This window comes from Aeromonas sp. V90_14, from assembly GCF_029967615.1.
GTDB classification, from domain to species: domain Bacteria; phylum Pseudomonadota; class Gammaproteobacteria; order Enterobacterales; family Aeromonadaceae; genus Aeromonas; species Aeromonas hydrophila.
In genome coordinates this window covers 18373-44684 of the sequence record NZ_JASCAS010000047.1, presented here as the reverse complement: position 1 = coordinate 44684, position 26312 = coordinate 18373, and the positions used below count along the sequence as shown (strand labels likewise).

At 60.6% G+C, this 26312-nt stretch carries 24 protein-coding genes and 1 pseudogene; 20 read left to right on the top strand and 5 right to left on the bottom strand.

The features are described 5' to 3' along the window. Nucleotides 1–154 precede the first annotated feature (154 nt). From QLG02_RS20235 to QLG02_RS20210, 6 genes are all read left to right on the top strand, one after another. The gene (locus QLG02_RS20235) at nt 155–697 is read left to right on the top strand and encodes a cupin domain-containing protein (protein WP_011704252.1); all 543 of its coding nucleotides are present in this window, start codon (nt 155–157) and stop codon (nt 695–697) included. A 261-nt stretch (nt 698–958) separates the two neighbouring features. Then, entirely contained in the window at nt 959–2455 is a 1497-nt protein-coding gene (locus tag QLG02_RS20230) for an aldehyde dehydrogenase (protein ID WP_282465998.1), read from the top strand. A 125-nt stretch (nt 2456–2580) separates the two neighbouring features. Further along, nucleotides 2581–2754, top strand: a complete 174-nt coding sequence (locus QLG02_RS20225; RefSeq protein ID WP_016349064.1) for a hypothetical protein — start codon at nt 2581–2583, stop codon at nt 2752–2754. 125 nt (nt 2755–2879) lie between these two features. Further along, nucleotides 2880–3782 (top strand): EamA family transporter RarD, encoded by a 903-nt coding sequence (gene rarD, locus QLG02_RS20220; protein ID WP_011704249.1) that lies wholly within the window; start codon nt 2880–2882, stop codon nt 3780–3782. A gap of 67 nt (nt 3783–3849) precedes the next feature. Continuing rightward, a complete protein-coding gene (locus QLG02_RS20215; protein WP_041217253.1) occupies nt 3850–4668 on the top strand; it encodes an AraC family transcriptional regulator in 819 nt (272 codons plus the stop codon). Between the two features lie 79 nt (nt 4669–4747). Next, nucleotides 4748–5395: a LysE family transporter gene (locus tag QLG02_RS20210; protein WP_282465997.1), complete on the top strand. Its 648-nt coding sequence runs from the start codon at nt 4748–4750 to the stop codon at nt 5393–5395. 99 nt (nt 5396–5494) lie between these two features. On the opposite strand, the gene mgtA is transcribed toward QLG02_RS20210, so the two are convergent. Beyond that, nucleotides 5495–8257: a magnesium-translocating P-type ATPase gene (gene mgtA, locus QLG02_RS20205; RefSeq protein WP_282465996.1), complete on the bottom strand. Its 2763-nt coding sequence runs from the start codon at nt 8255–8257 to the stop codon at nt 5495–5497. 1226 nt (nt 8258–9483) lie between these two features. Between mgtA and QLG02_RS20200 the strand changes: the two genes are divergently transcribed. Then, a complete protein-coding gene (locus QLG02_RS20200; protein WP_282465995.1) occupies nt 9484–10593 on the top strand; it encodes a YeeE/YedE thiosulfate transporter family protein in 1110 nt (369 codons plus the stop codon). A 98-nt stretch (nt 10594–10691) separates the two neighbouring features. Here the strand turns inward: QLG02_RS20200 and QLG02_RS20195 are convergent, their stop codons facing one another. Next, nucleotides 10692–11312: a LysE family translocator gene (locus tag QLG02_RS20195; protein WP_016349058.1), complete on the bottom strand. Its 621-nt coding sequence runs from the start codon at nt 11310–11312 to the stop codon at nt 10692–10694. Nucleotides 11313–11413: 101 nt separating this feature from the next. On the opposite strand from QLG02_RS20195, the gene QLG02_RS20190 reads away from it, so the two are divergent. Further along, nucleotides 11414–12298 (top strand): LysR family transcriptional regulator, encoded by an 885-nt coding sequence (locus QLG02_RS20190; RefSeq protein ID WP_242796687.1) that lies wholly within the window; start codon nt 11414–11416, stop codon nt 12296–12298. A 9-nt stretch (nt 12299–12307) separates the two neighbouring features. Here QLG02_RS20190 and QLG02_RS20185 read toward each other — a convergent pair whose 3' ends face one another. Continuing rightward, a complete protein-coding gene (locus tag QLG02_RS20185) occupies nt 12308–12982 on the bottom strand; it encodes a chromophore lyase CpcT/CpeT (RefSeq protein ID WP_201887367.1) in 675 nt (224 codons plus the stop codon). Nucleotides 12983–13253: 271 nt separating this feature from the next. Here QLG02_RS20185 and QLG02_RS20180 point away from each other — a divergent pair, with 271 nt between their 5' ends. From QLG02_RS20180 to QLG02_RS20170, 3 genes are all read left to right on the top strand, one after another. Next, nucleotides 13254–13910: a DUF3313 domain-containing protein gene (locus QLG02_RS20180; RefSeq protein ID WP_024944646.1), complete on the top strand. Its 657-nt coding sequence runs from the start codon at nt 13254–13256 to the stop codon at nt 13908–13910. A gap of 98 nt (nt 13911–14008) precedes the next feature. Next, nucleotides 14009–14521 carry a cupin domain-containing protein gene (locus QLG02_RS20175; protein WP_017410560.1) on the top strand — a complete coding sequence of 171 codons (513 nt, stop codon included), beginning with the start codon at nt 14009–14011 and terminating at the stop codon, nt 14519–14521. Between the two features lie 79 nt (nt 14522–14600). Beyond that, the gene (locus tag QLG02_RS20170; protein ID WP_011704236.1) at nt 14601–15050 is read left to right on the top strand and encodes an SRPBCC family protein; all 450 of its coding nucleotides are present in this window, start codon (nt 14601–14603) and stop codon (nt 15048–15050) included. Nucleotides 15051–15138: 88 nt separating this feature from the next. Here the strand turns inward: QLG02_RS20170 and QLG02_RS20165 are convergent, their stop codons facing one another. Next, nucleotides 15139–15639, bottom strand: coding sequence for a DUF1993 domain-containing protein (locus QLG02_RS20165; RefSeq protein WP_029302441.1), 501 nt, complete (start codon nt 15637–15639; stop codon nt 15139–15141). 278 nt (nt 15640–15917) lie between these two features. Between QLG02_RS20165 and ydfZ the strand changes: the two genes are divergently transcribed. The 7 genes and pseudogenes from ydfZ to QLG02_RS21825 all read left to right on the top strand — a co-directional run bounded on the left by ydfZ (nt 15918) and on the right by QLG02_RS21825 (nt 20891). After that, the gene (ydfZ, locus tag QLG02_RS20160) at nt 15918–16115 is read left to right on the top strand and encodes a putative selenium delivery protein YdfZ (protein WP_282465994.1); all 198 of its coding nucleotides are present in this window, start codon (nt 15918–15920) and stop codon (nt 16113–16115) included. Between the two features lie 278 nt (nt 16116–16393). Continuing rightward, on the top strand, nt 16394–17179 hold the full coding sequence (locus QLG02_RS20155; RefSeq protein WP_282465993.1) for a hypothetical protein: 786 nt from the start codon (nt 16394–16396) through the stop codon (nt 17177–17179). A 146-nt stretch (nt 17180–17325) separates the two neighbouring features. After that, nucleotides 17326–18219 carry a LysR family transcriptional regulator gene (locus QLG02_RS20150; protein ID WP_282465992.1) on the top strand — a complete coding sequence of 298 codons (894 nt, stop codon included), beginning with the start codon at nt 17326–17328 and terminating at the stop codon, nt 18217–18219. A gap of 187 nt (nt 18220–18406) precedes the next feature. Continuing rightward, a complete protein-coding gene (locus QLG02_RS20145; protein ID WP_348994641.1) occupies nt 18407–18844 on the top strand; it encodes a DUF2846 domain-containing protein in 438 nt (145 codons plus the stop codon). Nucleotides 18845–18958: 114 nt separating this feature from the next. Continuing rightward, a complete protein-coding gene (locus tag QLG02_RS20140) occupies nt 18959–19948 on the top strand; it encodes a DUF4917 family protein (protein ID WP_282465990.1) in 990 nt (329 codons plus the stop codon). 199 nt (nt 19949–20147) lie between these two features. Then, nucleotides 20148–20327 (top strand): annotated as a pseudogene (locus QLG02_RS20135) (DUF1289 domain-containing protein); the annotation flags it as partial. Further along, nucleotides 20325–20891 carry an SH3 domain-containing protein gene (locus QLG02_RS21825; RefSeq protein ID WP_348994643.1) on the top strand — a complete coding sequence of 189 codons (567 nt, stop codon included), beginning with the start codon at nt 20325–20327 and terminating at the stop codon, nt 20889–20891. The pseudogene QLG02_RS20135 and the gene QLG02_RS21825, both read left to right, overlap by 3 nt. 79 nt (nt 20892–20970) lie before the next feature. Here QLG02_RS21825 and uvrD read toward each other — a convergent pair whose 3' ends face one another. Beyond that, nucleotides 20971–23142 (bottom strand): DNA helicase II, encoded by a 2172-nt coding sequence (uvrD, locus tag QLG02_RS20125; RefSeq protein ID WP_077095866.1) that lies wholly within the window; start codon nt 23140–23142, stop codon nt 20971–20973. A gap of 432 nt (nt 23143–23574) precedes the next feature. Between uvrD and QLG02_RS20120 the strand changes: the two genes are divergently transcribed. Both QLG02_RS20120 and QLG02_RS20115 read left to right on the top strand, forming a co-directional pair. Next, nucleotides 23575–24573: a BMP family ABC transporter substrate-binding protein gene (locus QLG02_RS20120; protein WP_024944638.1), complete on the top strand. Its 999-nt coding sequence runs from the start codon at nt 23575–23577 to the stop codon at nt 24571–24573. Nucleotides 24574–24656: 83 nt separating this feature from the next. Then, nucleotides 24657–26237 (top strand): ABC transporter ATP-binding protein, encoded by a 1581-nt coding sequence (locus tag QLG02_RS20115; RefSeq protein ID WP_039214817.1) that lies wholly within the window; start codon nt 24657–24659, stop codon nt 26235–26237. Nucleotides 26238–26312: the final 75 nt, after the last annotated feature.

The window sequence follows — 26312 nt, the reverse complement described above, 5'->3', positions numbered from 1 at the left end:
ATCGGCCAATGCCTATTAAATTAAACACCTGAAATCTTAAAAAAGGGCTCAAACTTGCCCCATATGGTATCACCCGGCTAGCTGCTCTGAGCGGGGTGGTATAAGATATTTAACACAAATTTAATAATAGTAAACAGTCAAGGAGTGTCTATCGATGGATATCGGTCACCGCCTCAAGGCGGTTCGCACCAAGGCGGCCCTCTCCCAGCGCGAGCTGGCGAAACGCTCCGGTGTGACCAACGGCTTTATCTCCCAGATCGAGAAAAATCAGGTGAGCCCCTCGGTCGCCTCCCTGCGCAAGGTGCTGGAAGGCATTCCCATGTCGCTGGCCACCTTCTTCACCGATGAGACGGAGATGGACTCCGAGGTGATCTTCCGCGCCGCCGACATGCCGGATCTTGGCACCCACCCCATCAGCTACCGCCTGGTGGGCCACAGCCGCGCCAACCGTGCCATCGGCATGATGCAGGAGATACTGCCACCAGGCGCCGACACCGGCGACGACATGCTGAGCCACGAAGGCGAAGAGTGCGGCATCGTCATCCAGGGTCAGGTGGAGGTCACCGTCGGCGAGCAGGTCTACCTGCTGACGCCGGGGGACGGCTACTACTTCGACAGCCGCACCCCGCACCGTTTCCGCAATGTGGATGAGCACGAATGCGTGCTGATCTCGGCCAACACCCCCGCCAGCTTCTAAGCCATGAGAGGGGAGATCCCGCCCCTTGGCGGACCCGGCACAGCGACCAACCTCTTCGCACCGGCCTCCGGTTTGGCAGGCGCCGACGGCCCGCGCTTGCGGTACGGTTTGCCCCGCCGGATAGCCTCACCGGGACGGATTCCGGATGAGGCCAAACCAGCAAAGTGTTTAACGAATTGTTACAAGATGGATTTACAAGCGGCAGGATGTTTAGCATATTGATACGCGGAAACTGACTTTTTGCCGGTTCAAGGAGTGAACATGAGTGACCTGACCCTGGCCCAGTGGCAACACAAGGCCTCCCACCTGACCCTGCCCTCGCAAGCCTTCATCGATGGCAGCTACCGGGACGCCATCAACGGCGCCACCTTCGACTGCATCAACCCGGCCAACGGCAAGCTGCTGACCAAGGTCGCCGCCTGCGACGCCGCCGATGCCGAACTGGCGGTGCAGGCTGCCCGCGCCGCCTTCGACGACAAGCGCTGGAGCGGTCTGCCGCCCAAGCAGCGCAAACAGATCCTGCAGCGCTTCGCCGAACTGATGCGACTCAACAAGGTGGAGCTGGCGCTGCTGGAGTCGCTCGACATGGGCAAGCCCATCGGCGACGCCATGGGCTATGACGCCCCCGCCGCCGCCAACTGCATCGCCTGGAACGCCGAAGCCATCGACAAGATTTACGATCAGGTCGCGCCGGTCGAGGAGTCCGCCCTGGCGCTGGTGACCCGCGAGCCGCTCGGAGTGGTCGCCGCCATCGTGCCGTGGAACTTCCCGCTGGTGATGGCCTGCTGGAAACTGGGGCCGGCGCTCGCCACCGGCAACTCGGTGATCCTGAAACCCTCCGAGAAATCCCCGCTCACCGCTCTGCGCATCGCGGGTCTGGCCAAGGAGGCCGGCATCCCCGACGGCGTGTTCAACGTGCTGCCGGGCTTCGGCCATACCGTGGGTGAGGCGCTGGCCATGCACATGGATGTGGACTGCATCACCTTCACCGGCTCCACCAGGATCGGCAAGCATCTGGTGCAGTGCTCCGGCAAGTCCAACCTCAAGCGCGCCTTTATGGAGTGCGGCGGCAAGAGCCCCAACATCATACTGGCGGATGCGCCGGACCTGGACGCCGCAGCCAAAAGCGCGGCCGGCGCCATCTTCTACAACCAGGGTGAGGTGTGTACCGCCGCCTCCCGCCTGCTGGTGCAAAACAGCATCAAGCCGCAGTTCATGGACCGGCTGCTGGCCCATGCCCGCGAATGGATCTCGGCCAACCCGCTCGACCCTGCCACCCGCATCGGCGCCATGGTGGACCACATCCAGATGGAGCAGGTGCTCAACTACATCGCCATCGGCCAGCAGGAAGGCGCCAAGCTGCTGCTGGGGGGCAGGCGCACCAATACCGAGAGCGGCGGCTTCTACATCGAGCCCACCATCTTCGACGAGGTGACCCCCGAGATGCGCATCTTCCGCGAGGAGATCTTCGGCCCCGTGCTGGCGGTAACCGGCTTCGACACGCTGGAAGAGGCCATTGCGCTCGGCAACGACACCGACTATGGCCTGGCCGCCGCGATCTGGACGGCGGATCTCAACAAGGCGGTGAAAGGTTCCCGCGCCCTGCGCGCCGGCACCGTGTTCGTCAACAACTGGGATGGCGGCGACATGACCATGCCGTTCGGCGGCTTCAAGCAGTCCGGCAACGGTCGCGACAAGTCACTGCATGCACTGGAAAAGTACACCGAGCTGAAAAGCACCTGGATCCAGCTCGAATAGCATCAGAAATGACGCTTATCTGCGAATTGGGGGGAGAAATCCCCCTTTTTCATTTTTGCCCTTTCATCGCCAGCCTCAATCGATATAATCATCAAATAGACAAGCCCTTAAATATAAAGATAAAAATGTTATTTTTTCTGGGAAGTGTACTGTTTCTGGTGATAGGACTGCCGCTGCTGTTCTACATGCTGGGACACGGCGAGGCCTACGTGACCTGGGGTCCGTGGATCTCCGCCATCGCGCTCATGCTGTGGCTGCTGCTGGATGTAGACAAGATCCGCCGTGGCGGTGGCCGCTGAGCCGGGCAGTACGCCGTTAAAATCCGCTGATCATCATTTATTAACTTCTTTCCCCGCAAAAGGATCGCTACACTGATTTTTTGCGATGTTTTCCCGCATCCAACTCTCCAGTGAAGGTTATCCGCATGCAGCAACACGTTCAGCGCCAGGGCGTCATCTACGCCTTGTGCGCCTATACCCTTTGGGGGTTGGCCCCCATCTACTTCAAGACCATTGCCGCCGTGCCGGCCGCCGAAATCCTGACCCACCGGATGATCTGGTCGTGCGCCCTGTTGATGGTGCTGACCCTGCTCGGCCGCCAGTGGCACAAGGTACAGGCGGTGCTGCGCCAGCCGAAAGTGCTGCTCACCCTGGCCTTTACCTCCATCACGGTCGGCGGCAACTGGCTGCTGTTCATCTGGGCCATCAACAACGGCCACATGCTGGATGCCAGCCTCGGTTACTACATCAACCCGCTGTTCAACGTGCTGCTCGGCATGCTGTTCCTGAGCGAGAAGCTGCGCCGGTTGCAGTGGTGGGCGGTCGGGCTGGCGGCGATCGGTGTCGCGATCCAGATTATTGCCTTCGGCTCCCTGCCCTGGATCGCCCTGGTGCTGGCCTCGAGCTTCGCCATCTACGGCCTGATCCGCAAGAAGCTGGCCCTCGATGCGCTGACCGGCCTCTTGATCGAGACCCTGATCATGCTGCCGCCGGCCGCCATCTATCTGTGGGGCTTTGCCGACAGCCCCACCAGCCATCTCACCCAGAATGACTGGCACCTCAACCTGCTGCTGATCGCCGCCGGTGCCGTCACCACGGCTCCCCTGCTCTGCTTCACCGCCGCCGCCACCCGGCTCAAGCTCTCCACCCTGGGCTTCTTCCAGTACATAGGGCCGAGCCTGATGTTCATCCTGGCGGTCACCCTCTATGGCGAGGCGCTGGCGCTGGACAAGATGATCACCTTCGCCTTTATCTGGAGCGCGCTGGTGCTGTTCAGTCTGGACGGTCTGCGCAGCGGCAAGCGCCGGCAGGCAGCGGAGCAGGCTTGACGGCAAGGGGGCGCAGCGCTGCAATAATCTACAAGCCCGCGTTCGGGTTTCAGGTTATCAATAGTCGATGAGCGCACCCCAATCCCGCATCCACTACTGGCAATCCCGGCTGCTGCCGGGGGTTGAACTCTCCCACTCCCACCACAGGGAGTTCAGCTATGGCCGCCATGTACACCTGGACTACCACATAGGTCTGGTGCAGCAGGGCGGCCAGAAATTCATCCACAAGGGCAGCAGCCACCACCTGGTGCGCGGCGAGCTTTCCACCGTCAATCCGGACGAGATGCACGACGGCCTCAGCCTGCTGCCGGAAGGGTACGAGGTGCGGGTGTTCGCCATCGCCCCCGAGCAGCTGGCCCGCTGGCTGCCGGACAGCCCGGAACCCTTCTTCGACCAGGGGCTGCAGCGCCGCCCCGACCTCTATCAGGGCTTTGCCCGGCTGCACATGTACCTGGACAACCCCAGCCCCGACGGCCTGCTGGCGGAGAGCGAGCTGCTGGCCCTGCTCGGCGAGCTGCTGCACCTAGCACCGGAGCGCCACGCCCTGGCCGACCCCCAGCTCAGGTATCTGCGCGACCATCTGCTGGCCCGGCTGGATGAACGCCACAGTCTGGAGGATCTGGCCGCCCTGTTCGGACTGGATCGCTTCGCCTTTTTGCGCCAGTTCAAGAAGAAGACCGGCATGACCCCCTATGCATGGCTCAAGCGACTGCGGCTCGAACAGAGCAAGCGCCTGCTCGGCAGCGGCCTGCCGGTGAGCGAGGTGGCACTGGCGGTCGGCTTCTTCGATCAGAGCCACTTCCACCACGGCTTTCGCCAGGCGTTCGGCCTCACCCCTGCCGATTTTCGCCAGCAGATGCTGGCCGCCAGCGGGCGCGCCGACTAACCCCAAGCTGCAATCTTTTACAATCCGGCGACCCCGCAATCCGCCATGCTGTGAACTCGATACTGCCGCAGAGGTTTCCATGTTCACCAGCCTGTTTCTGACCATAGGTCTCATCCATCTCATCGCCCTGGCGAGCCCGGGCCCGGATTTTGCGCTGATCCTGCGCACCAGCCTGCACAGGCCCACCGCCCTCGGGGCTGCGCTCGGCATCGCGCTCGCCATCCTGGTGCATGCCACCCTCAGCCTCACCGGCATCAGCCTGCTGATTGCCGAACACCCCTGGCTGTTCATGACGGTGAAGGTGGTCGGCGCCCTCTATCTGGGCTGGCTCGGCTGGGGAGCGCTCAAGGCGGCCTGGCACAGCTCGGCCGAGCTCGCCCTGCTCGCCGGCGGCGAGGCGCAGGGCTGGCGCAAGGGGGTGCAGCGCGGCATTGCCACCAACCTGCTCAACCCCAAGGCACTGCTGTTCTTCATGGGGCTGCTGGCCGCCATGGTGACGCCGCAGGTGGACGGCCTGACCCGTGGCCTGCTGGTGCTGGAGCTGTTCCTGCTCTCCCTGGTCTGGTTCGGCGTGCTGGCCTGGAGCCTCTCCACCGTGCGGGCCCAGCGCCTGCTCGGCCGCGTGCAGCGTCCGCTCAATCTGGTCACCGGCCTGCTGTTTGGCGCCGTCAGCCTCTCCATCCTGACCGGCATGGCCGGCGAGGCCTATGCCCTGGTCCTGCACTGACCCCAGTGTTCCTGCCATGAAAAAGAGGGATGGCCCAGGCCATCCCTCTTTGCGTTCATAGTTCCTGGCCGGATAACCAGCCCTCTCACCAGCCCTTCATCAGAACCACTGGCCGTGGCGCTTGATGTAGATGCTCTTGACGGTCTGGGTCAGCCCCATGTAGGCCAGCATGGTGATCACCAGCCACATGAAGTACTTGGGCCCATCCAGGGTGATGAAGCCGAAGTGCTCGGCCAGCGGCGAGAACGGCAGGTAGCAGCCGATGGCAATGGCGATCGAGGTGGAGAGCAGCACCGGCAGGGTGGCGGTACTCTGCAGGAACGGGATCTTGCGGGTACGCAGCATGTGCACCACCAGGGTCTGCGACACCAGCCCCTCGATGAACCAGCCGGAGTTCATGATGGCCTGACCGTTGACCAGCGGATCCATGCTGCCGTTGGCGGTGGCATAGAGGGCGCCGGCGCCGAACACGAACCACATCAGGCAGTAGGTGCTGATGTCGAACACCGACGAGGTAGGGCCGAGCCACAGCATGAAGCGCTTGATGTTGCTCGCCTCCCACTTGCGCGGCCGCTTGAGGAACTCGGGGTCCATCTTGTCCCACGGCAGCAGCATCTGGGAGACGTCGTACACCAGGTTCTGGATCAGCATCTGCATCGCCAGCATGGGTGCCCAGGGCAGCCAGGCGGAGGCCACCAGCACCGAGAAGACGTTGCCAAAGTTGGAGCTGGCGGTCATGTTGAGGTACTTGAGGATATTGCCAAAGGTCTCGCGCCCCTTGATCACCCCCTCTTCCAGCACCATCAGGCTCTTCTCCAGCAGGATGATGTCGGCGGTCTCCTTGGCGATGTCGGCACCGCTGTCCACCGAGATCCCCACGTCCGCATCCCGCAGCGCCGGCGCATCGTTGATGCCGTCGCCGAGGAAACCCACCGTGTTGCCGTTGGCCTGCAGCGCCTTCACCACCCGCGACTTCTGCAGCGGGGTGAGCTTGGCGAAGATGGTGGTGTGCTTGACCACGGTGCACAGCGCCACGTCGTCCATCACCTCGATATCCTTGCCAAGCAGCGGCACGCCGGGCTCCAGCCCCACATCGCGGCACACCTTGCTGGTGATGATGGGGTTGTCGCCGGTCAGCACCTTGACCGCCACGCCGTACTCATTGAGGGCGCGGATGGCCGGGGCGGCCGAGTCCTTGGGCGGATCGAAGAAGGTGAGGAAGCCGCGCACCACCAGCTTGATCTCGTCGCTGGTGCGATAGCTCTGCTTGCGCTCGCCTGCCGGGATCTCGCGGGTCGCCACGATCAACACCCGATAGCCCTCGGCGTTGAACTCCTCGCTCTGGCGCAGCAGGGCACGGCGATCCGCGTCGGTCAGCTCCCGCACCTCCTGGCCATCGGCGATCTGGCTGGAGACGGCCAGCATCTCTTCCACCGCCCCCTTGGAGACCATCAGCTGCTGGCCCAGATCATCCTGCACAATCACCGACAGGCGCCGGCGCACGAAGTCGAACGGCAGCTCGTCCACCTTGCGGTAGTTGGCCGGCTTGCAGCTCTCCCCCAACGCATCGGCGTGCTCGACCACCGCGATGTCCATCAGGTTCTTCATGCCGCTCTGATGAAAGCTGTTGAGCCAGGCCAGCTGCAGGATCCGGTCGTCCCGCTTGCCACGCACATCGTAGTGGTGCTCGAGGATGATCTTGTCCTGGGTCAGGGTGCCGGTCTTGTCGGTGCAGAGCACGTCCATGGCGCCGAAGTTCTGCACCGAGTTGAGCCGCTTCACCACCACCTTGCGTTTGGCCATCGCCACCGCGCCGCGCGCCAGGTTGGCGGAGACGATCATCGGCAGCATCTCGGGGGTGAGCCCCACCGCCACCGCCAGCGCGAAGGTGAGCGCCGACATCCAGTCACCACTGCTGACCCCGCTCAGCATGAAGACGATGGGCACCATCACCAGCATGAAGCGAATAAGCAGCTTGGTGACGCTGTTCACGCCGCGATCGAAGCTGGTCTCGATGCGCTTGTGGCTCACCACATTGCGGGCCAGCGAACCGAAATAGGTATCGCTGCCGGTAGCCACCACCACGGCGCGGGCGGTACCGCTCACCACGTTGGTGCCCATGAAGCAGATGTTGGGCAGATCGAGCAGTCCCGCCTCCCCTGCACCTGTGCCGTCCGCCGACTTGCCGGCCACGGCGCCCAGGGTGTCGTACTTCTCCACCGGCAGCGCTTCGCCGGTCAGCACCGCCTGGCTGATGAAGAGATCGCGGGACTCGATCAGCTTGATGTCGGCCGGGATCATGTCCCCCGCCTGCAGGTGCACTATGTCACCGGCCACCAGCTCGGTCATCGCCACCTCCTTGCGCTGGGGGGCGACCCCGGGCGAGGGGCGGCGCTGCACGGTAGCGGTGTTGCGTACCAGCGACTTGAGCGCTTCGGCCGCCTTGGCGGAGCGGTACTCCTGCCAGAAGCGCAGCAGACCGCTCAGGCCCACCATGACGCCGAGGATGATCACCTTGACCCAGTCCTCGTCGCCCGGCTCGGCCATCAGCACATCCATCACGTAACTGACCAGCCCGAGCACGATCAGCACCATCACGAAGGGGTTCTTGAACGCCTGCAGCAGCTGGATCAGCGCATGGGGCGGCTTGTCGTGGGTCACCTCGTTGGGACCAAACTGGATCAGGCGGTTGGCGGCCTCGGTCGCGGTGAGGCCGTCGATGTTGCCGCGCACGGCGGTGAGGGTGTACTCGAGGGACTTGTCGGCCTCGTCGAGCACCCGGGAGGAGAGCTTCTCCCTGACACTGGTCGGGGCAACAAAGCCCTGCTGCTTGTGCCGGCTGGCGGTATGTTGTTGTTTCATTACTCGTTATCCTGATTTCTACGCGCAAGCGGGCCCTGTCGCGGGCCGGGCCTGGCGTCAGTACTGATGTGAAATGCAATGGACCCGGCAGCGGGCAGACTGCCGCCGCACACTGGGCGGCCCGCAGACAGCAGTCTGCGCGACCACACCGGCATGCTCGGGTCAGATCAGGGGTCAGGACACCGCATCCCGTTCCCCGCAGGGGATCAGGAGTGGGTAGGCGTGGACCCCGAGGGTCTAGGTTTGGGCTCTTCGGTCATGACGGTTCCTCCGAGTTGAGCGGCAGCAAGCCGGCCCCGGCATATCGAGGGCACGGCAGGTCATCGCCGGCGGACAGATCCGCGCGGCGGCGTTATCGACAGGAGGCAAGGGCCGCAACGGGGCGACCAGGACCGATAAAGGAGATCAGGATAACCACAGGCAACAATAACGGCATGATGGCCGAATAATAATGAGGAGGGTTCATGGTCCGGTCACATGAGCAATCAACCACACCCCATGAATATATTGAGAAATAGCCAGCGCATATTTCCAAATATATAAAGAAGAGACCTTCATTATTTAAATTCGCAACACAGCCTATCGAAAACCACATTGTTTTCAATACGAGCTGTCCATCCTGTTATTTCACGCCGGCCTGTTTGTCCCTGTTCGCCAAAGATCCGGTGAACGGGCGCAACGGGCAGCCCCGGGCCCATGACAAAGGGCGTGCGTGGCAAGGCGTGCAATTGCTGGGGCGCGAGGCGGCATGGCTCGCAGAGGGAGTGGAACAATCCGGGGAGCAACGCAGATCCCGGCGGGACTGGGTTGCAAGAGTCGGGATGACTCGCTAGATGCCACACTCTGAGCGATCAGAGTGAGGAAGAAGAAGGGATATCAACCTCAGTTCTGATTAGCCCACATCGCGCTGTGCAATCGGCTACAACTGTCGCTTTCCATAATATCCTTCCATCTGTTGATAACACGCCAAGATTCTACCCAGAAATATTTGGCGGCGCAAAATATAAATTCATCTTTTGCCATTTAATTCCAGCAAGGAGCTGCCGCTACATTATTTCCCGCACGAAAACGGATTCATCCTCATTTCGCTTCCCCTGCCATCATGAATTGATCTGGATGGGGTTTTGCCCGGATTTTCCGGCCATCCACCCGATCCGGGCTGGAATCGGACTCAATGTGGGAATAGGATGCACGGCTTCCATCCATGACGCACAGGAAACAACAGCATGAATCGAAAATGGTCGCTCCCCATCGTGGCAATCGCGGGGGGAGCGTTACTCTGGCTCGGCAACACCTTTGGTATGAAATGGGCTCTGATGGCCCTGATCGGATTCGGCTTCGGCTTCACCCTCTCCTTCAGCCGCTTCGGCATCGTGTTCGGTTGGCGCGAGATGCTGACCAAGCGCAACAGCTACTACGTGCGGGTTCACCTGCTCACCATCGCCATCGAAATTCTGCTGTTCACCTGCTTCCTCTCCTTTAGCCACGCCCTGTTTGGCGATGCCATGGTGGGCAACGTGATGGCCATCGGCATTCCCTTCATCGTCGGCGCCTTCCTGTTCGGCATCGGCATGCAGCTGGCGGGCGTCTGCGCCACCGGCACCCTTTACTGCTGCGGCGAGGGGCAACCCCGCTTCTGGCTGGTGCTGCTCTGCTACGGCATCGGCACCCTGATCAGCAACCAGTTCCGCCCCGAACTGGAGGCCACCTTCTCAAGCCATGTGGTACTGGCAAAAGACCTGACCGGCAATATCTGGAGCGGCATGCTGCTCAACCTGGCGCTGGTCGCCGCGCTGTTCCTGCTGTTTCGCAACAGCGAACTCAAGCGCACCGGCGAGCTCAAGCCCCTCTTCAGCGGCGGCAACCTGTTCTGGCGCGACGGCCGCTTCACCGTGCTGACAGGCGGCATCATCATAGCTCTGCTCAACTCGTCCGTGGTCGCCCTGCACGGTTCGGCCTGGACCATCACCGGCGCCGTCTATGACATGGCGCTGCGCGGTGCCTCCCTGTTCGGCCTGTTCGAGGGGAACCCCAAGCTGGCCCAGCCGCTGTTCATCAACCCCATGGTCGGCATGTTCTGGCTTGGCATTCTGGGGGCCATGCTGGCGCGCTGCATCAGCGGTGGCGGCACCTTCGCCCCGATGCGGCTCGGCAACAGTCTGGCCTCCATCATCGGCGGCCTGCTGATGGGGATGGGCGCCATGTACAGCGCCTGCAACCTCGGCGGCTTCTTCGACGGCACCGCCTCCGGCAGCCTGCACGGCTGGGTCTGGATGTTGATGGCCCTCGCCGGCAGCCTGATCGGCATCCGCCTGCGCCCGCTGTTCAAGCTCTGATAAAACAACGGGATGGCGCGGTTACACGCCATCCCGTCACGATTTCCCTTCCAAGCTGGTGGGCAGCTCCCACGCTGCCCACCAGCCCCCATTCTTCTCTACCTCAGCCCCTTGAACAGCAGCAACAGGGCGAAGCCGGTGAACATCACCGCCGACAGCCGGTTGATCCCCCTGGCGAAGCGTTCGCCATAGCCTTGCGCCCCCACCCAGTGGAACACCAGACAGTAACCGCCATGCACCACCAGCACCACGGCGCTGAAGGTGACCGCCAGCAGCATGCACTGACCCAGCGCCCCGTGACGAAAGTCGATGAACTGGGGAAACAGGCTGGTGAAGAAGATGATCGCCTTGGGGTTGAGCAGGCTGATGAGCGCCCCCTTGATGAAGCTGCGACGGCAATCCCGATCCGGCCCGGCCCCCGGCACCGGGCTCACCGCCCGTTGACGCCAGGAGTTGAGCCCCAGATAGAGCAGGTAGAGGGCGCCGCCCAGGGTGAGGATCTGCTGGCCCGCGGCCAGCCAGCGGGTGAACCAGAGCACCGCCAGCGAGGCCAGGCTCGCCACCAGCAGGATGCCCACCGCCACCCCGCAAAAGCCGGCGATGGCGTGGCGGGTGCCCCGGGTCAGGGTGTTGCCTATGGTGTAGATCACGGCGGGCCCCGGGCTCAGCACGGTGCCGATGGCGAGCAGCAGATAGAGGGCGTAATAGTCGAGTGTCATCGGGAGAGATTCCAGCGTGGATTGGCTGCCGCCCAGTATATTGACACCCGCGACGCCAGCCAGACATAGTGGCGCTCGGCTTTATAAACCAGGAGTTTAGAGTGGATCGCTTGACGGCCATCGAGATCTTCGTCGAGGTTGCCCGCGCGGGCAGTTTTGCCGCCGTGGCGGAGCGTTTCGCAATGACGCCGGCCATGATCGGCAAGTACATCAAGTGGCTGGAGGCCAGGGTCGGCTCCCGCCTGCTCAATCGCAATACCCGTTGCCAGAGCCTGACCGAGGCGGGCCAGGAGTACCTCGCCGGCTGCCAGAACCTGTTGCAACACTACCGGGAGCTGGAGCAGAACACCCTGGCCAATACCGGCCAGGCGGCGGGCCGGATCCGCATCAATGCCCCCGTCACCTTCGGCAGCTACCGGCTGACGCCGCTGCTGTGCCGCTTCATGGAGCGCTACCCGCAGATCCGCATCGAGCTGGACCTGTCGGATCGCTTGGTGGACGTCATCGGTGACGGCTTTGATTTGATTTTCCGGGTCGGTCAGCCCAAGGACGCCGGCTACATCGCCCGGCCGCTGGCCAGCTCCGATTCGGTGTTCTGCGCATCCCCGCACTACCTGCAACGCCACGGCATTCCCCTCACGCTGGCGGATCTGGCCCGCCACCACTGCCTGGGATTCAGTCCCTGGCTCGGCCAGTCGAGCCTGGCCGAGGCCTTTCCACTCGAACAGCTGCACCTGTGGGACAGCCCCTTCATCAGCAACCACGGCAGCGCCCTCAAGGTGGCCGCCCTCAACCATGCCGGCATCCTGCTGCAGCCGCGCGCCCTGCTGAGCGAGGAGCTAGAACGCGGCACCCTGCAGGAGATCCTGGCGGATGCCCTGCCTGCCCCGCGCCCGGTCAACCTGCTCTACCCGGCCAGGGAGCCGCTGCCACTGCGCCTGCGGCTGCTCATCGACTACCTGAGCGAGCAGCGCCACCAGCTGTAGGGCGCAGCCCTACTCGCCGCGCTGTTTCACCCGGCGCAGATAGACATAGCCCTCCCCCGGGCTGCCCCAGCGCTGATAGGCCTCGGTGTCGTAGGCCCGGTCCAGCAATCTCACGCTGTGGGGACCGATCCAGAGGTACTGCACCAGGGTGCTGGCGCCGCCAAAATTGGTGGAGCAGCTGCCCACCTTGCTGTGGCCGGCGTACTCCCCGGACGGCTGGCGAGTCAGCCAGATCTCGCAGCCCTGACGCAAAGAGAGCTGCTGTGGTGTGAGGGAGTCGAGCAGCTCTGGCTGGCGCCAGGCACCGGCGAAGTCGATGGCCCGTGGCATGGTCAGCTCGGCCATCAGGATGCGGCCGTCGGGCACCAGCGAGAAGCGGTAAATGCGCTGGCGGAACGGGCGCACCGCCCGTTCGGTCAGGAACTGCTCGGCATAAACCCAGCGAAAACCCTTGTAGCCGGGCCAGATCTCCACCAGCCGCAGCTCGGCGCTGGTGAAGCGGTTGTCGTAGCTGGCCTGCTCGCGGCTGGAGAACTCGCCGGTAAACCAGGAGAGCAGCGGCTCCATGCTGGCGGAGGGTGCCGTGGTGGTGCTGTCAGGGGGCGTGGTGACGAAGGGGGTGGGTGCCGCCCAGGCCAGGCAGGAGAGCAGCAGCCCGCACAGGGCCGCCATCAGGCTGGTCATCGAATCCTTCCGAATCAGTTTCATGGCGGCGATTATATGAGCGAACGGCGCCAATATCCGCAACCTTGATCAAATGATTGCCGATCCGAAGCAAAATCATCGTATTAGCGTCATATCCCGGCCAGCGGGTGGCGGCCGCCTGCGGGCTGGATCCCGCCTGAACGCCGCCGCACTCTTCGCTTGTGGGCGCTCTTTGAATCGGTTATTTCTCTTGCAATACCCTGCGCACCGGATGCCAGGGTCGGGCAAGCACCGCAATCAGGAGCAAAAGATGAAAAGAGCCGTAATCGCGGGCATGGTGGCCATTCTGCTGGGTGGCTGCGCGGTGAAGAACCAGGTCTCCCACAGCCTGCAGGCGATTCCGCTGACCGCCTTCCAGCAGAGCGAAAGCAACCCCAACCAGCGCATCTACAAGGAGCCCGGCGTGGATCTGCGCCAGTACCATCAGGTGCTGCTCGATCCCTTGCAGTTCATCCGCCAGGAGAACGGCCAGTGGTACCTGCTGACCGCCAACGAACAGAACGAAATCGGCCGCTACTACCACGCCACCTTCCAGCGCGAGCTGATGAGCCACGGCGTCAAGATTGCCAGCGCCCCCGGCCCCGGCGTGATGCGGGTGCAGGCCGCCATCACCAACTTCGACCTGACCCGGCCCGATCCCAAGCTGCGGGATCTGCTGCCCGCCAAGATCGCCATCAACGTCACCCGCGAGGTGATCGGCAAGGAGCCCTATCTGCTCAAGGTGGGCAGCATGGCCCAGCTGCTCGACTCCCAGAACGGCAAGCTGCTGGTGCGGGTGATGGATGCGCGCGAGAGCCCGGACACCACCCACAAGGACAGCCCCATCACCGCCAGCGAGATGGAGAAGATGATCGACCAGTGGGCCGCCGGCCGCGCCAAGCAACTGGCCGACAACCTGGGCCGCTAGTCCGGCTCGCCGCCTCCCGGGCGCAAAGCGCCCACCTCCGGCCCCGTGCGCCCAGCACGGGGCCGCCTGTTTCCCCTTTCATTCGACAAGGAGCCGTCATGAACCGTCACCCCAGCATCAAGCACTGGCGCGAACTGCAGGAGCCCGAGCCCGGCCGCTACTCCGGCAGCGAGGAGCCGCTCTCCCTGGGCAGCGCCCTCGGCAGGCACTACGGCTTTGCCCGCCTCGGCATTCACCACGAGCTGCTGCCGCCCGGCCGGCGCACCAGCTGGCCCCACGCCGAGGAGACCGAGGACGAGTTCGTCCACGTGCTGGAAGGCACCCCGGACGTCTGGCTCGATGGCGTGCTGCATCGGCTGCAGCCCGGCGACTCGGTCGGCTTCAAGGCGGGCGACGGGCTGGCCCACACCTTCATCAACAATACCGATCAGCCGGTGCGACTGCTCTGCGTGGGCGACACCGATCGGGCGGACAACCACATCCACTACGCCGTGCACCCCGAGCGCAACCGCTTCATCGGTGCGCGGCACTGGGATGCGGTGCCCGAGCGCGAGCTGGGGGATCACGACGGCCTGCCCGACCAGCTGCGCGAGCGCAACGGCCCTTTCTAGGGCCCGCAGCCGGCCAGCCGTCGGCAAACGGACGCAACCGACTATCCTTGATGGACCCAAGGCAACGAGGAACAGAGAGATGAGGACAGGAACAGTGCGGCTGCACCGGGTGCTCAAGGCTCCGCCGATGCGGATCTACCGCGCCTTTATCGAAGCCGATGCGCTGGCCAAGTGGCTGCCGCCCTATGGCTTCACCTGCCGGGTGGAGCAGCTGGAGGCCCAGGTCGGCGGCCACTTCCGGATGGCGTTCACCCATTTTGGCAACGGCAACAGCCACGCCTTTGGCGGCGAATACCTGGAGCTCGAACCGGGCAAGCGCATCCGCTACACCGACCGGTTCGACGATCCCAACCTGCCGGGAGTGATGCACGTGACCGTGATCCTGACCGGGGTGGTGTGCGGCACCGAACTCGCCATCGTGCAGGAGGGGATCCCCGAGGTCATCCCGGTGGAGATGTGCTACCTCGGCTGGCAGGAGTCGCTGGCCCAGCTAGCCGCCCTGGTGGAGCCCGAAATCCCGGCGCAGTAACCCGCCCCGGTGACCCCGAAAACGACAGAGCCTGCCACAGTGGCAGGCTCTTTTTATGCGGGGCCAAAGCCCGGACGACTGGATGAGCTTATTGCAGGTTGATGGCGCCCAGGTAATCCCCCTTGCCAAGCTCGACCCCGGCCTTGCGCAGCAGGGCATAGGTCATGGTGAGGTGGAAGTAGAAGTTGGGGATGCCGTATTCATGCACGCAGGTGTAGCCGTCCATCCCCTTGCCTCCGGCCCAGTAGGGATAGTAGTGGCCGCTCGCATACTGGCTGAAATCGGCATCCAGCTTGCTCTGCAGATAGGTGAGGGTCTTGGCCACGTGGGTGCGCAGATCCGCCATGGTCTTGGGGTCATCCCCCAGTACCGGCGGCTCGCTCAGGCTGGCGGTGGCCACTACGGCGCGCGCGCTGTCGCAGCAGATCAGCACCTGCTTGCTGAATGGCAGCATGTCGACGATCAGCCGATCGCCGAAGAAGTTCTCCACATTGAATTTCTTGGCGGCGGCGTGGGCCTCGGCCTTGGCCAGGCACTGGTCGAGGTTGGTCAGCATCTTGATAAACTGGGCGACGATATCACGATTCATAATGCGCTCTCGGTTGGTTGAAGGCAGTTGTACGAGCGGCATCCACTATAGCGTATCCCCCCGTTTGTTCGAGCCCGCCCCCGCAAAAAGCAGAACCGACCGACTTTCCCAGCGACAGGATTGGACGGCCCCGCGCGGCAGGTCCGCTCGCCCTTGCCGACGCACCGAGTCCCTCTTTGGCTCTTTTTTGATCTGTGACATGCATCACGCTTTGGCAGGGGCGTAGGCTGATTCGCGCAGCCCGGGCATATCGCCGGGCCCCACAAAAGGAGAGTGCCATGAAAATCTATGACCAAAACCGCAATGCGCTCACACCCGGTCAACGCGTGATGATCGCCGCCACCGGCGCCGTCGACTTTCTGAAAGAGGCTCACACCGACAACCTGACCCCCTATCAGGCCGAGCATGAGAAGTGCGTGCTGCTGGCCAACTCCCGGGAGCAGTACGCCCCCATCGAGTTGATTAGACTAGGCTGATACCCCGCGTTCTCTGTCACCCTACTCTTTACAATTCACCCGGCCACCGCGCCCCGTCAGTGGCCGGGTTTCTGATTTCCCTTCCCTATGTCCCCTGTGTCTACGCTGGTTCGGGCAAGGATGTGTCAATCAACCTTGGTTCCTGCGGCTCCAGGTGGCGTGATGGCGTCCCCCATACGATTGATTACCAGCAGTGAATTTTGATATTCATTTGATGCTATTTCAGTGCACTTTCCACCGCCCTAGACTGCTTCTCGAACCTTAACGAGGAGTCTTGTATGAAACTCACCAATCGCGCATTGCTGGCCGGCACCATCGCTTCGGCCCTCTCTTTCAACACCTTCGCCGGTGACCTGGTCTCGGTGCAGTTCAGCGATGGCCGCCCCGCCGTGACCGGGGTCGAGGCGGTCAACAAAGCGCTCAACCTCATCGGCGTCAACGTGGTCACCGTCGACATCCCCAACGCCGCCAGGCCCCTGCTCGCCGCCTCCCACCACCGCGCGTTGACCAAAGCGGAGCACGGCGCCCTGATTGCGGCCTTCAATCTGAGTCAGGGGGAGCTGCTGGAGCAGGCCAGGCTCGCAGGGCGCGAGCCCGCAGTGCCTGGGGGCGGCGTCGCCACCGAAGAGACAGGCGTCGGCCCCTACCCCAAGGTCTATGACCTGATGGCGCTGGACGAACGCACCCGCAGCGCCGTGCTCGGCAAATATGGCCGCATGCACGTCAACTCCGCCGAGGATGGCACCGATATCGACGAGGTGATGACGGTGGTCAGCGGCGGCCCCTTCCGCTGGGGCTTTACTCTGCAAGATGGCAGCATCGCCCGCTTCCAGATCGACAAGGTGGGCCTGGAGGACAAGGCCGTGCGGATCAGCTATCACGGGCTGGGCATGCACGCCGGGCTGATGGATGCAAAACAGGGGCTGCTGGTGGCCTTCGCCCACGGTCCAAAAGAATTCACCATGCGCTACCAGGCCGACGTGCCCCACGCCAAACTGCTCGGCACCAACCCCTGGGCCGATGTCGGCATCAGCCTGCCTCCCGCACCGCTCAAGGCGCAATAAGCCACCGCGGCACCAGGCGGTCGGGTCAAGGCCCTGCCGCCCTTGTTGCGCCTCTCTGTTACCTGGCGCCCGATGAGCCGGAGACAGTGAATTCACCGCGCCATGATGGCACCATCGTTTACCAGTGGTGAATTATCGGGGGCAGTATGAACAAGATCACGGCACTGAACGTCTTTCGCCGGGTGGTGGAGATGGGTACCTTCAGGGCGGCGGCAGATGACCTGCACCTCTCACAGGCGGCGGTCAGCAAGAACATCAACGAGCTGGAAGCCTATCTCGGCATCGCCCTCATCAACCGCACCACCAGGCGGCTGAGCATCACCGAAGCCGGCATGACCTATTACCGCCAGATATGCGCCGTGCTGGACGGCCTGGACGCCGCCGACCAGTCCATCATGGCCGCCTCCTTCACCCCCAGGGGCAGGCTGAGGATCGGCATGCCCATGTCCTACGGACTGATCCGGCTCAACCCCCTCGTCTGCGAGTTTAAGCGCCGCTATCCGGCGATCGGCATCGAGGTGATCCTGAGCGACGCCTATATGGATCTGGTGGATCAGGGGCTGGACGTGGTGATCCGGGGGGCTGGCACCCTGGAGGACTCCACCCTGCGCGCCAAACCCCTGTGCCAGGTGCAGCGGGTGCTCTGCGCGGCCCCCGACTACCTGAAGGAGGCGGGCCAGCCCGCCCACCCGACGGATCTCAAGGGCCACAACTGCCTGCGCTACAGCCTCTCCTCCTCCCCCAACAAGTGGTTCTTCACCCGGGACGCGGAGAGCGTGGCGGTGGAGCTGCCCCCCGCCAGCTTCTGCGCCAACAACGGCATCGCCCTGAAACAGGCGGCGGTGCAGGGGCTCGGGGTGATCCTGGTGCCGGATGAATTCGTGTCGAACGAACTGGCAGACGGCACCCTGGTCAAACTGCTCCCCGACTGGCAAGCCGACCCCCACGCCCTGTTCGCCGTCTACCCCTTCCACAAGGAGCAGTCCCGCAACGTGCGGCTCTTTATCGAATTTATCGTCAAGGCGTTTCAGCCGAGGTAAGTCAGACAGGTGGGAGCTTGGGGTTTGTGCCTCCGTGCGAAACGCCGTTAACCTGCGGATCTGCCCCATGCCGGTTAATTGTCGGAATATTGAATCCCGTCACACCGGCGGTGGTTTGAGTAGTTGCCCGGTAACAAAGCCTCATGCGAACCTTTAAACCCCGTTAACCCACTCAAACCAAACCACTATGTTCAGGCAAATATTGATGAGTGCTGCCCTGCTGTCGGCGGCGCTGCTTTCCGGTTGTGCTTCCGTACCCATGGCCGATGCCACCGCAGACGCGCAGGCCAAGCAGTTTGTGGCGCCCAAAGATGCGGCCAACCTCTATATCTATCGCAACGAGACCTTCGGCACGGCGGTGAAAATGCCAGTGCTGGTGGATGGTTCTGCCGTAGGCGACACCGTGGCCCACAGCTATATCCTCAAGCAGGTGACGCCGGGCAGCCACACCATCACCTCCAAGTCGGAGAACGATGCCACCCTGACCCTCAGCACCGAGGCGGGCAAAAACTACTACGTCTGGCAGGAGGTCAAGATGGGCCTGCTGATGGCCCGCTCCAAGCTGAGCCAGGTCAGTGAAGAGGAGGGCAAGCAAGGGGTAATGGAGAGCAAGTTGATCAAGTGATCCGATAACGACACCGAATAAACAGGGTGTAGCCTCGCCAATTAAGCCTGTGCCAGAAAGGTGGGTGTTCCAGATGTTTCTCTTTGCATGAATTTCATACCAAAGGACCACATAATGCAGCTTCCAACATATCAAAATACTGTCGATGCTCTTCCTGAGGGGGTAACTCCATCAATACTTCTTGGCAATGGTTTTTCTCAATCTTGGGATACCGATATTTTCAGATACGATCATCTCTTAGAAAGAGCTAACTTTGGTGAGCGTGATGCAGAAATCAAAGCAATATTTAGGCGTTTTGAAACGTGCGATTTTGAGCAAATAATGAAAAATCTAATTGCTGCTGAAATTGTTGGGGAAGCTTACGGTATCGATGCTGATACACTGGTAAGAATTCGAGATGATCAAGAGAGACTAAAAGAATCATTGATTGATGTGATATCTCGTAGCCATCCACTTCGTCCGAGTGAAGTTACTAACGCTCAATTCAGAGCGGTTCGGGCATTTCTCCGGGGATTTCAAAATATCTTTACTCTGAACTACGATATATTGCTGTATTGGGCAGTCAACAAAATCAACCCTGAAATCGATAATTACCGATATCTAAACAAAACTGATGGGTTTGACGGTATACATTGGTCACAAGAAAGAAATCAAAATATATTCTTTGTTCATGGGGGCTTACACTTATATGACACAGGAACAGATATCAAGAAGCATGTTTACTTTCGAGATGAAAGAATAGGTATAGTTGACCAAGTGCGAGATAATCTTGATGCAGGTAGGTTCCCTCTTTTTGTATCTGAACCAACGCACGAAAAAAAGCTTCAAAAAATAGAGCACAATCCATATCTAAATCGCTGTTACCAATCTTTAAAATCCCTAGATGGAGTTCTATATATACATGGTCATTCTATGGATGATAATGACATGCATATATTTCAACAAATCAAAAAGAGCAGAGTTTCAAAGGTTTATGTCGGTATCTTTGGTGACCCCAGTAATCAGAGTAATACTCGTACTCGCGCAAATGCATTAGCTTTTTTGCAACGTTCAGGGCTTGAAGTGGAGTTTTATGACTCTGCTACAGCCTCTGTTTGGGCTTAAACCTACAATAACAGAAGCACCTTAAGGTGCTTCTGTCTCATAAAATAAGCCCAATTACGCCTCGCTAAGCGAACCAATAGCACTTCGCCTCTACTTGTTATCTTTTACAAAGTGTGATCACAATCAAAATATTTCTCATATTAAAAAATCAACAATAATGTTAATTTATGTTTATATACTATAGATGTCGAGCCTTGATATGGAACAGCTGGAATTCTTCCCAATAACTAGTCCATGTATTGGGGTATGCGAAATAAATCACAAAGGTTTCTGTAAAGGATGTTTTCGTAGCAGAGAAGAGCGGTTTAATTGGCTTAAGATGACACCATCTATGCAGCGGGAAGTGATCAGCTTATGCATTGGTAGAAAAAAACGGATGTTCTCATCAATAGAGAGAATGGATAAAAGTGTTTTTTTCGATAAAATACAAAAATCACTTGATGGAACAGAGCTTGCGCTAGATTTAAATACTAAAAATGAGATAGAAGAACATTTATTTAATGAGACTGGAAGTTCAGAGTTATCTGAAAAAGCTATAAAAGTGCTCTTCTATTTCTTGAATATGTTTTTCTTCCCTTTTCTAGTCTCTTGCATTGCAACTATATATATGGAAAAGACAAATGTTGTGAGGGAGACATTTAAACAAATAACATCTAGTAGAGACATTTCTGTTGAGGTTAGGAGAAATGTTTTTGATATTGCCGGTGACAACATTAGGGTTGTCACTAGCAATAATTTGAATTTGCGTGATGGGCCTTCAATAAAGAGTGATGAGATTGGTGTTTTAAGTATGGGTGATGTAGTTGAGGTAATAGATTCAAATAGAAGCTGGTTATATATTAGAACCATAGTTGACTCAGAGGTAAGAACTGGTTGGATATTCAGGCGATATACCAAAAAAATTCAAGTCACGCCTAGGGTTGAAGGACGAACGTCCGAATAATTAAGTTTATTCTGACGATGGTGGGTTGATGCAACCAACCCGGCCTAAGCCAGGTTGGTTACATAAAACAGCGAATAAATCAAAGCGCTTCCAATCTGGCATACGCCGTTACCAGCCACTTGGCGCCGACGTCGTCGAACTGGATCTGCACCCGGCTCTGCTGGCCGACCCCTTCGAAGTTGAGCACTATGCCTTCGCCGAATTTCGGATGGAGCACTCGCTGGCCGAGCTTGATGCCGCTGGCGTCGAAGCTCTGCTGCACCTCGTTCTGGCTAAAGCGGCCGTACTGGGTGGGGCGGCTGACCTGGGTGCGCAGCCGGATCTCTTCCAGACACTCGGCGGGCATCTCGCGGATAAAGCGGCTCGGCTTGTGGAACATCTCGCGGCCGTAGATGCGGCGGCTCTCCGCATAACAGATGTAGAGCTTCTCCATGGCGCGGGTCATGCCCACGTAACAGAGGCGCCGTTCCTCTTCCAGCCGTCCCGACTCCTCGGTGGATTGCTGGCTGGGGAACATCCCCTCTTCCACGCCGACCAGCAGCACCAGCGGGAACTCCAGCCCCTTGGCGCTGTGCAAGGTCATCAGCTGTACCGCATCGGCATATTCGTCCGCCTGATTCTCGCCGGATTCCAGCGCCGCGTGGGCGAGGAAGGCGGAGAGATCGCTCATGTCCTCCAGCTCATCCGGACGCTGGTACTGACGGCAGGCGGTGACCAGTTCGTCCAGGTTCTCTACCCGCGCCTGGGATTTCTCACCTTTTTCCGCCAGATACATGGCCTTGAGGCCGGAGTGCTGGATGGCGATATCCGCCTGCTGGTGCAGTGGCAGCAGGGAAACCTGCTCCTCCAGCGCGTCGATGAGATCCACAAAGCCGCGCACCGCATTGCCGGCACGGCCGGTCAGCACCTTGTCATTGAGCAGGGTCTTGGCCGATTGCCACAGGTTCTGGCCCTGATCGCGGGCGTTGTTGCGCAGTATCTCGAGGGTGCGATCGCCGATGCCACGGGTCGGGGTGTTGACCACCCGCTCGAAGCTGGCGTCGTCGCCACGGTTGTTGATAAGGCGCAGGTAGGCCATGGCGTCTTTGATTTCCTGGCGCTCGAAGAAGCGCAGGCCGCCGTAGATGCGGTACGGCATGGCGTCCTGCATCAGCGCCTCTTCCAGCACCCGCGACTGGGCGTTGGAGCGATAGAGGATGGCGCAGTCGGCGAGCAAGCCACCTTTCTCTTTCCAGTCCTTGAGGCGGCCAACCACGAAGCGGGCCTCGTCCACCTCGTTGAAGGCGGCGTAGAGGGAGATCGGCTCGCCCTCAGCCCCCTCGGTCCACAGCTCCTTGCCAAGGCGCTCGGCGTTGTTGGCGATGACGCAGTTGGCGGCTTTCAGGATATTGGCGGTGGAGCGGTAGTTCTGCTCGAGGCGGATGGTCTCGGCCCCCTGATAGTCGGTCAGGAAGCGCTGGATGTTCTCGATCTTGGCGCCGCGCCAGCCGTAGATGGACTGGTCATCGTCGCCGACGATCATCACCTTGCCGGAATCCCCTGCCAGCATGCGCAGCCAGGCGTACTGAATGCCGTTGGTATCCTGGAACTCGTCCACCAGGATGTTCTGGAAGCGGTCGCGGTAGTGCTCGAGGATGTGCGGCTTGTTGAGCCACAGCTCGTGGGCGCGCAGCAGGAGTTCTGCAAAATCCACCAGCCCGGAGCGATCGCAGGTCTCCTGATAGGTCTTGTAGATCTGCTGATAGGTGCGGGTGACGGGGTCGCCGTAGAGGTCGATGTCGCCGGGGCGCAGCCCCTCGTCCTTCTTGCCGTTGATGTAGCCCATCACGGCGCGCGGGGCCCAGTGCTTCTCGTCGAGGTTGAGCGCCTTGAGCACCCGGCGAATGAGGCGGTACTGGTCATCGGAGTCGAGGATCTGGAAATCCTGCGGCAGCCCCGCATCCAGATGGTGGGCCCGCAGCAATCGGTGAGCGATGCCGTGGAAGGTGCCGATCCACATGCCGCGCACGCCGTCACCGATCACTTTCTCGACCCGGCCACGCATCTCGGCCGCCGCCTTGTTGGTAAAGGTGACCGCGATGATGGAGAAGGGTGAACAGCGTTCCACCTGCATCAGCCAGGCGATACGGTGCACCAGCACCCGGGTCTTGCCCGAACCGGCACCGGCCAGCACCAGCAGGTTGCAACGGGGGGCCGCCACCGCGTCTCTTTGCTTGTCATTGAGCCCGTCGAGCAGGGTTGAAACGTCCATCACCACTCCTGTTTATTTATACAGGCGGGGATTATACGACCTGCGGCGCCACAGACCAAATCGGCTTGTCGGTGATCGCTGCAAGCCGGTTTATTGCCACCGAGGATGAGGCGTTCCAACCGAGAAAAATCCATCAGTTGGCACCATTGGAAGCCACTTTTTGTACAATTTGAAGAAAACGCTTGCTTATAACCTTATGAATACAAACAGAAATGTCATTTGGAGCTAATTATTCACAGAATTTAAATCTGAAAACAGGCATCAAAACAACCACTTATAAAGCGATTTGCTTATATTTCAAACCGTTAACGCAAACGTTTTTCCTTTATGATCTCCTTGACCCACACCGTGGCTCACTTACAGTTAGCCAGCGTGCTTTATGGCCTGCCCCGGCAGGTTGTGGACCCTCACATAACAATCAAGGATACGATCGTGACTAAAGTGCTCAAGCTGGCCACCGTTGCCGCCCTCACTCTCGCTGCCCTTTCTGCCCAGGCAGCCTCCCAGCCCGCCGTCATCTACGACACCGCAGGCAAATTCGACAAATCGTTCAACGAAGCCGTGTTCCGCAATGGCGTCGAAGTCTACAACAAAGACAAAGGCGTCAAGGTCAAGGAGTTCGAACCCCAGAACGAAGCCCAGCGTGAGCAGGGTCTGCGTCGTCTGGCCAGCCGTGGCAATGGCCCGATCGTGGCCGTCGGCTTCAACATGGGTTCCGCGGTAGAGAAGGTAGCGACCGAGTTCCCGAAAACCCAGTTCACCATCATCGACATGGTGGTCGACAAGCCGAACGTCCAGTCCGTCATCTTCAAGGAGCATGAAGGTTCCTTCCTGGTGGGCGCCCTGGCTGCCATCGCCTCCAAGACCGGCAAGGTCGGCTTCGTGGGCGGCATGGACATCCCGCTGATCCGCAAGTTCGAGTGCGGCTACGAGCAGGGTGCCAAGTACGTCAATCCGAAGATCGAAGTGTTCCAGAACATGACCGGCTCCACCCCAGCGGCGTTTGCTGACCCGGCCAAGGGTGCTGAACTCGCCAAGTCCCAGTTCGCCAAGGGCGCCGACGTAGTCTATGCCGCCGCCGGCGGTACCGGCATCGGTGTTTACCAGGCAGCCAAGGACGAAGGCAAGCTGGCCATCGGCGTGGATTCCAACCAGAACCACCTGCAACCGGGCACCATGCTGACCTCCATGGTCAAGTCGGTTGGCCTGGCCGCCTACCAGACCTGGGATGACGCCGCCAAGGGCACCTGGAAACCGGGTATCAAGAACCTGGGCCTGGCCGAGGGTGGTGTGGATTGGGCACTCGACAAAGACAACGAGAAGCTGATCACCCCCGAGATGAAAGCCAAGGTGGACGCCATCAAGGCCGAAATCATCTCCGGCAAGGTCAAGGTGCACGACTACATGAGCGACAGCACCTGCAAATACTGAGTAACCGCTACTACTCTCAACCCAACGACCGGCCCGCACGGGCCGGTTTTTAGTCTCTTTTCATGACCCGCAAGGACTGCATCATGGACCAGACAGATCGCTATGCCATCGAATTAAGGGGTATCGATAAGCGGTTTGGCGAAGTGTACGCCAACAAGCAGATCGACCTTAAGGTTCGTAAAGGCAGCATTCACGGTATCGTCGGCGAAAATGGCGCCGGCAAGTCGACCCTGATGAGCATCATCTACGGTTTCTACCACGCCGACAAAGGCGAGATGTTCATCGACGGCAACCCGTTCAAACCCCATGGCTCACAAGATGCGATTGCCGCAGGCGTGGGCATGGTGCACCAGCACTTCATGCTGGTGAACAACTTCACGGTTTTGGAAAACGTCATTCTCGGCGCGGAAAACGGCTGGCACCTGGGCAAGAGCCTGGCGGCGGCCGAAAAGCTGCTGGGCGAGCTGGCACGGGACTATGGTCTCGAAGTGCCGCTGCACGAAAAGGTCGAGGATCTGCCGGTGGGCCTGCAACAGCGGGTCGAGATCCTCAAGGCGCTCTATCGCGGCGCCCGCATCCTGATCCTGGACGAGCCGACCGGGGTACTGACCCCGCAAGAGGCGGATCACCTGTTCGAGGTGCTCAAGAAGCTGCGCGATCAGGGCGCCACCATCATCCTCATCACCCACAAGCTGCGCGAGATCCTGGCCATCACCGATCAGGTCTCCATCATGCGCCGGGGTGAAATGGTGGCCCACGTCGCCACCAAGGATACCGACAAGGAGCAGCTGGCCGAACTGATGGTGGGCCGCAAGGTGCGCCTCAAGGTCGACAAGGGGCCGACCCAGCCTGGCGACGCCAAGCTCAAGGTCGATGGCCTCAGCTATGTGGACGACGCCAGGGTGGAGCGGGTCAAATCCGTCAGCTTCGAGGTGCGGGCCGGTGAAGTGGTCGGCATCGCCGGCGTCTCCGGCAACGGCCAGTCCGAACTGCTCAGCCTGCTCGGCGGCATCCTCAAGCCAAGCAAGGGCAGCTTCACCATCACCGGCGGCGGCCAGGCCCACGAAGTGAGCGTGAGCCACCCGGCCGACCCGGAGCGGGTGCGCAACTTCGGTCTCGGCCACGTGCCGGAAGACAGACACAAGATGGGTCTCATCAACCGCTTCGAGGCGAAAGAGGCCTTCATCCTCGGCTATCACCGCCGTCCCCAGTACAACAAGGGCTGGCTGCAGAACAAAGAGGCGATCCTGCAGGATTGCCAGGCCAAGATGGACAAGTGGGACGTGCGCCCGCCCCATCCCGAGCACAAGACCGCCAACTTCTCCGGCGGCAACCAGCAGAAGCTGGTGATCGCCCGGGAAGTGGAGCAGGACCCGGACGTACTGCTGATCGGCCAGCCGACCCGCGGGGTCGACATCGGCGCCATCGAGTACATCCACCAGCAGATCATCGCCATGCGCGACAAGGGCAAGGCAGTGTTGCTGGTCTCGGTGGAGCTGGACGAGATCATGAGCCTCTCTGACCGCATCCTAGTCATCGCCGACGGTCGCATCGTCGGTGAGCTGGATGCCGCCAAGGCGGATGAACGCACCATCGGTCTGATGATGGCGAACATAGTTCCTGACGACGTGGCGGCAAGCCAATCACAAGGAGCCACATCATGAAGCTCACAGCCACTTGTAACGGATTCGGCCTGCTGATGGTCAACACCCCCGTCACCGACCAGATTGCCAAGGAGG

What these genes read in the sequence shown, in the direction of transcription:
- QLG02_RS20235 (WP_011704252.1), top strand. Translation starts at nt 155, where the DNA reads ATGGATATCGGTCACCGCCTCAAGGCGGTTCGCACCAAGGCGGCCCTC.
- QLG02_RS20230 (WP_282465998.1), top strand. Translation starts at nt 959, where the DNA reads ATGAGTGACCTGACCCTGGCCCAGTGGCAACACAAGGCCTCCCACCTG.
- QLG02_RS20225 (WP_016349064.1), top strand. Translation starts at nt 2,581, where the DNA reads ATGTTATTTTTTCTGGGAAGTGTACTGTTTCTGGTGATAGGACTGCCG.
- rarD (WP_011704249.1), top strand. Translation starts at nt 2,880, where the DNA reads ATGCAGCAACACGTTCAGCGCCAGGGCGTCATCTACGCCTTGTGCGCC.
- QLG02_RS20215 (WP_041217253.1), top strand. Translation starts at nt 3,850, where the DNA reads ATGAGCGCACCCCAATCCCGCATCCACTACTGGCAATCCCGGCTGCTG.
- QLG02_RS20210 (WP_282465997.1), top strand. Translation starts at nt 4,748, where the DNA reads ATGTTCACCAGCCTGTTTCTGACCATAGGTCTCATCCATCTCATCGCC.
- mgtA (WP_282465996.1), bottom strand. Translation starts at nt 8,257, where the DNA reads ATGAAACAACAACATACCGCCAGCCGGCACAAGCAGCAGGGCTTTGTT.
- QLG02_RS20200 (WP_282465995.1), top strand. Translation starts at nt 9,484, where the DNA reads ATGAATCGAAAATGGTCGCTCCCCATCGTGGCAATCGCGGGGGGAGCG.
- QLG02_RS20195 (WP_016349058.1), bottom strand. Translation starts at nt 11,312, where the DNA reads ATGACACTCGACTATTACGCCCTCTATCTGCTGCTCGCCATCGGCACC.
- QLG02_RS20185 (WP_201887367.1), bottom strand. Translation starts at nt 12,982, where the DNA reads ATGACCAGCCTGATGGCGGCCCTGTGCGGGCTGCTGCTCTCCTGCCTG.
- QLG02_RS20180 (WP_024944646.1), top strand. Translation starts at nt 13,254, where the DNA reads ATGAAAAGAGCCGTAATCGCGGGCATGGTGGCCATTCTGCTGGGTGGC.
- QLG02_RS20175 (WP_017410560.1), top strand. Translation starts at nt 14,009, where the DNA reads ATGAACCGTCACCCCAGCATCAAGCACTGGCGCGAACTGCAGGAGCCC.
- QLG02_RS20170 (WP_011704236.1), top strand. Translation starts at nt 14,601, where the DNA reads ATGAGGACAGGAACAGTGCGGCTGCACCGGGTGCTCAAGGCTCCGCCG.
- QLG02_RS20165 (WP_029302441.1), bottom strand. Translation starts at nt 15,639, where the DNA reads ATGAATCGTGATATCGTCGCCCAGTTTATCAAGATGCTGACCAACCTC.
- ydfZ (WP_282465994.1), top strand. Translation starts at nt 15,918, where the DNA reads ATGAAAATCTATGACCAAAACCGCAATGCGCTCACACCCGGTCAACGC.
- QLG02_RS20155 (WP_282465993.1), top strand. Translation starts at nt 16,394, where the DNA reads ATGAAACTCACCAATCGCGCATTGCTGGCCGGCACCATCGCTTCGGCC.
- QLG02_RS20150 (WP_282465992.1), top strand. Translation starts at nt 17,326, where the DNA reads ATGAACAAGATCACGGCACTGAACGTCTTTCGCCGGGTGGTGGAGATG.
- QLG02_RS20145 (WP_348994641.1), top strand. Translation starts at nt 18,407, where the DNA reads ATGTTCAGGCAAATATTGATGAGTGCTGCCCTGCTGTCGGCGGCGCTG.
- QLG02_RS20140 (WP_282465990.1), top strand. Translation starts at nt 18,959, where the DNA reads ATGCAGCTTCCAACATATCAAAATACTGTCGATGCTCTTCCTGAGGGG.
- QLG02_RS21825 (WP_348994643.1), top strand. Translation starts at nt 20,325, where the DNA reads ATGTTCTCATCAATAGAGAGAATGGATAAAAGTGTTTTTTTCGATAAA.
- uvrD (WP_077095866.1), bottom strand. Translation starts at nt 23,142, where the DNA reads ATGGACGTTTCAACCCTGCTCGACGGGCTCAATGACAAGCAAAGAGAC.
- QLG02_RS20115 (WP_039214817.1), top strand. Translation starts at nt 24,657, where the DNA reads ATGGACCAGACAGATCGCTATGCCATCGAATTAAGGGGTATCGATAAG.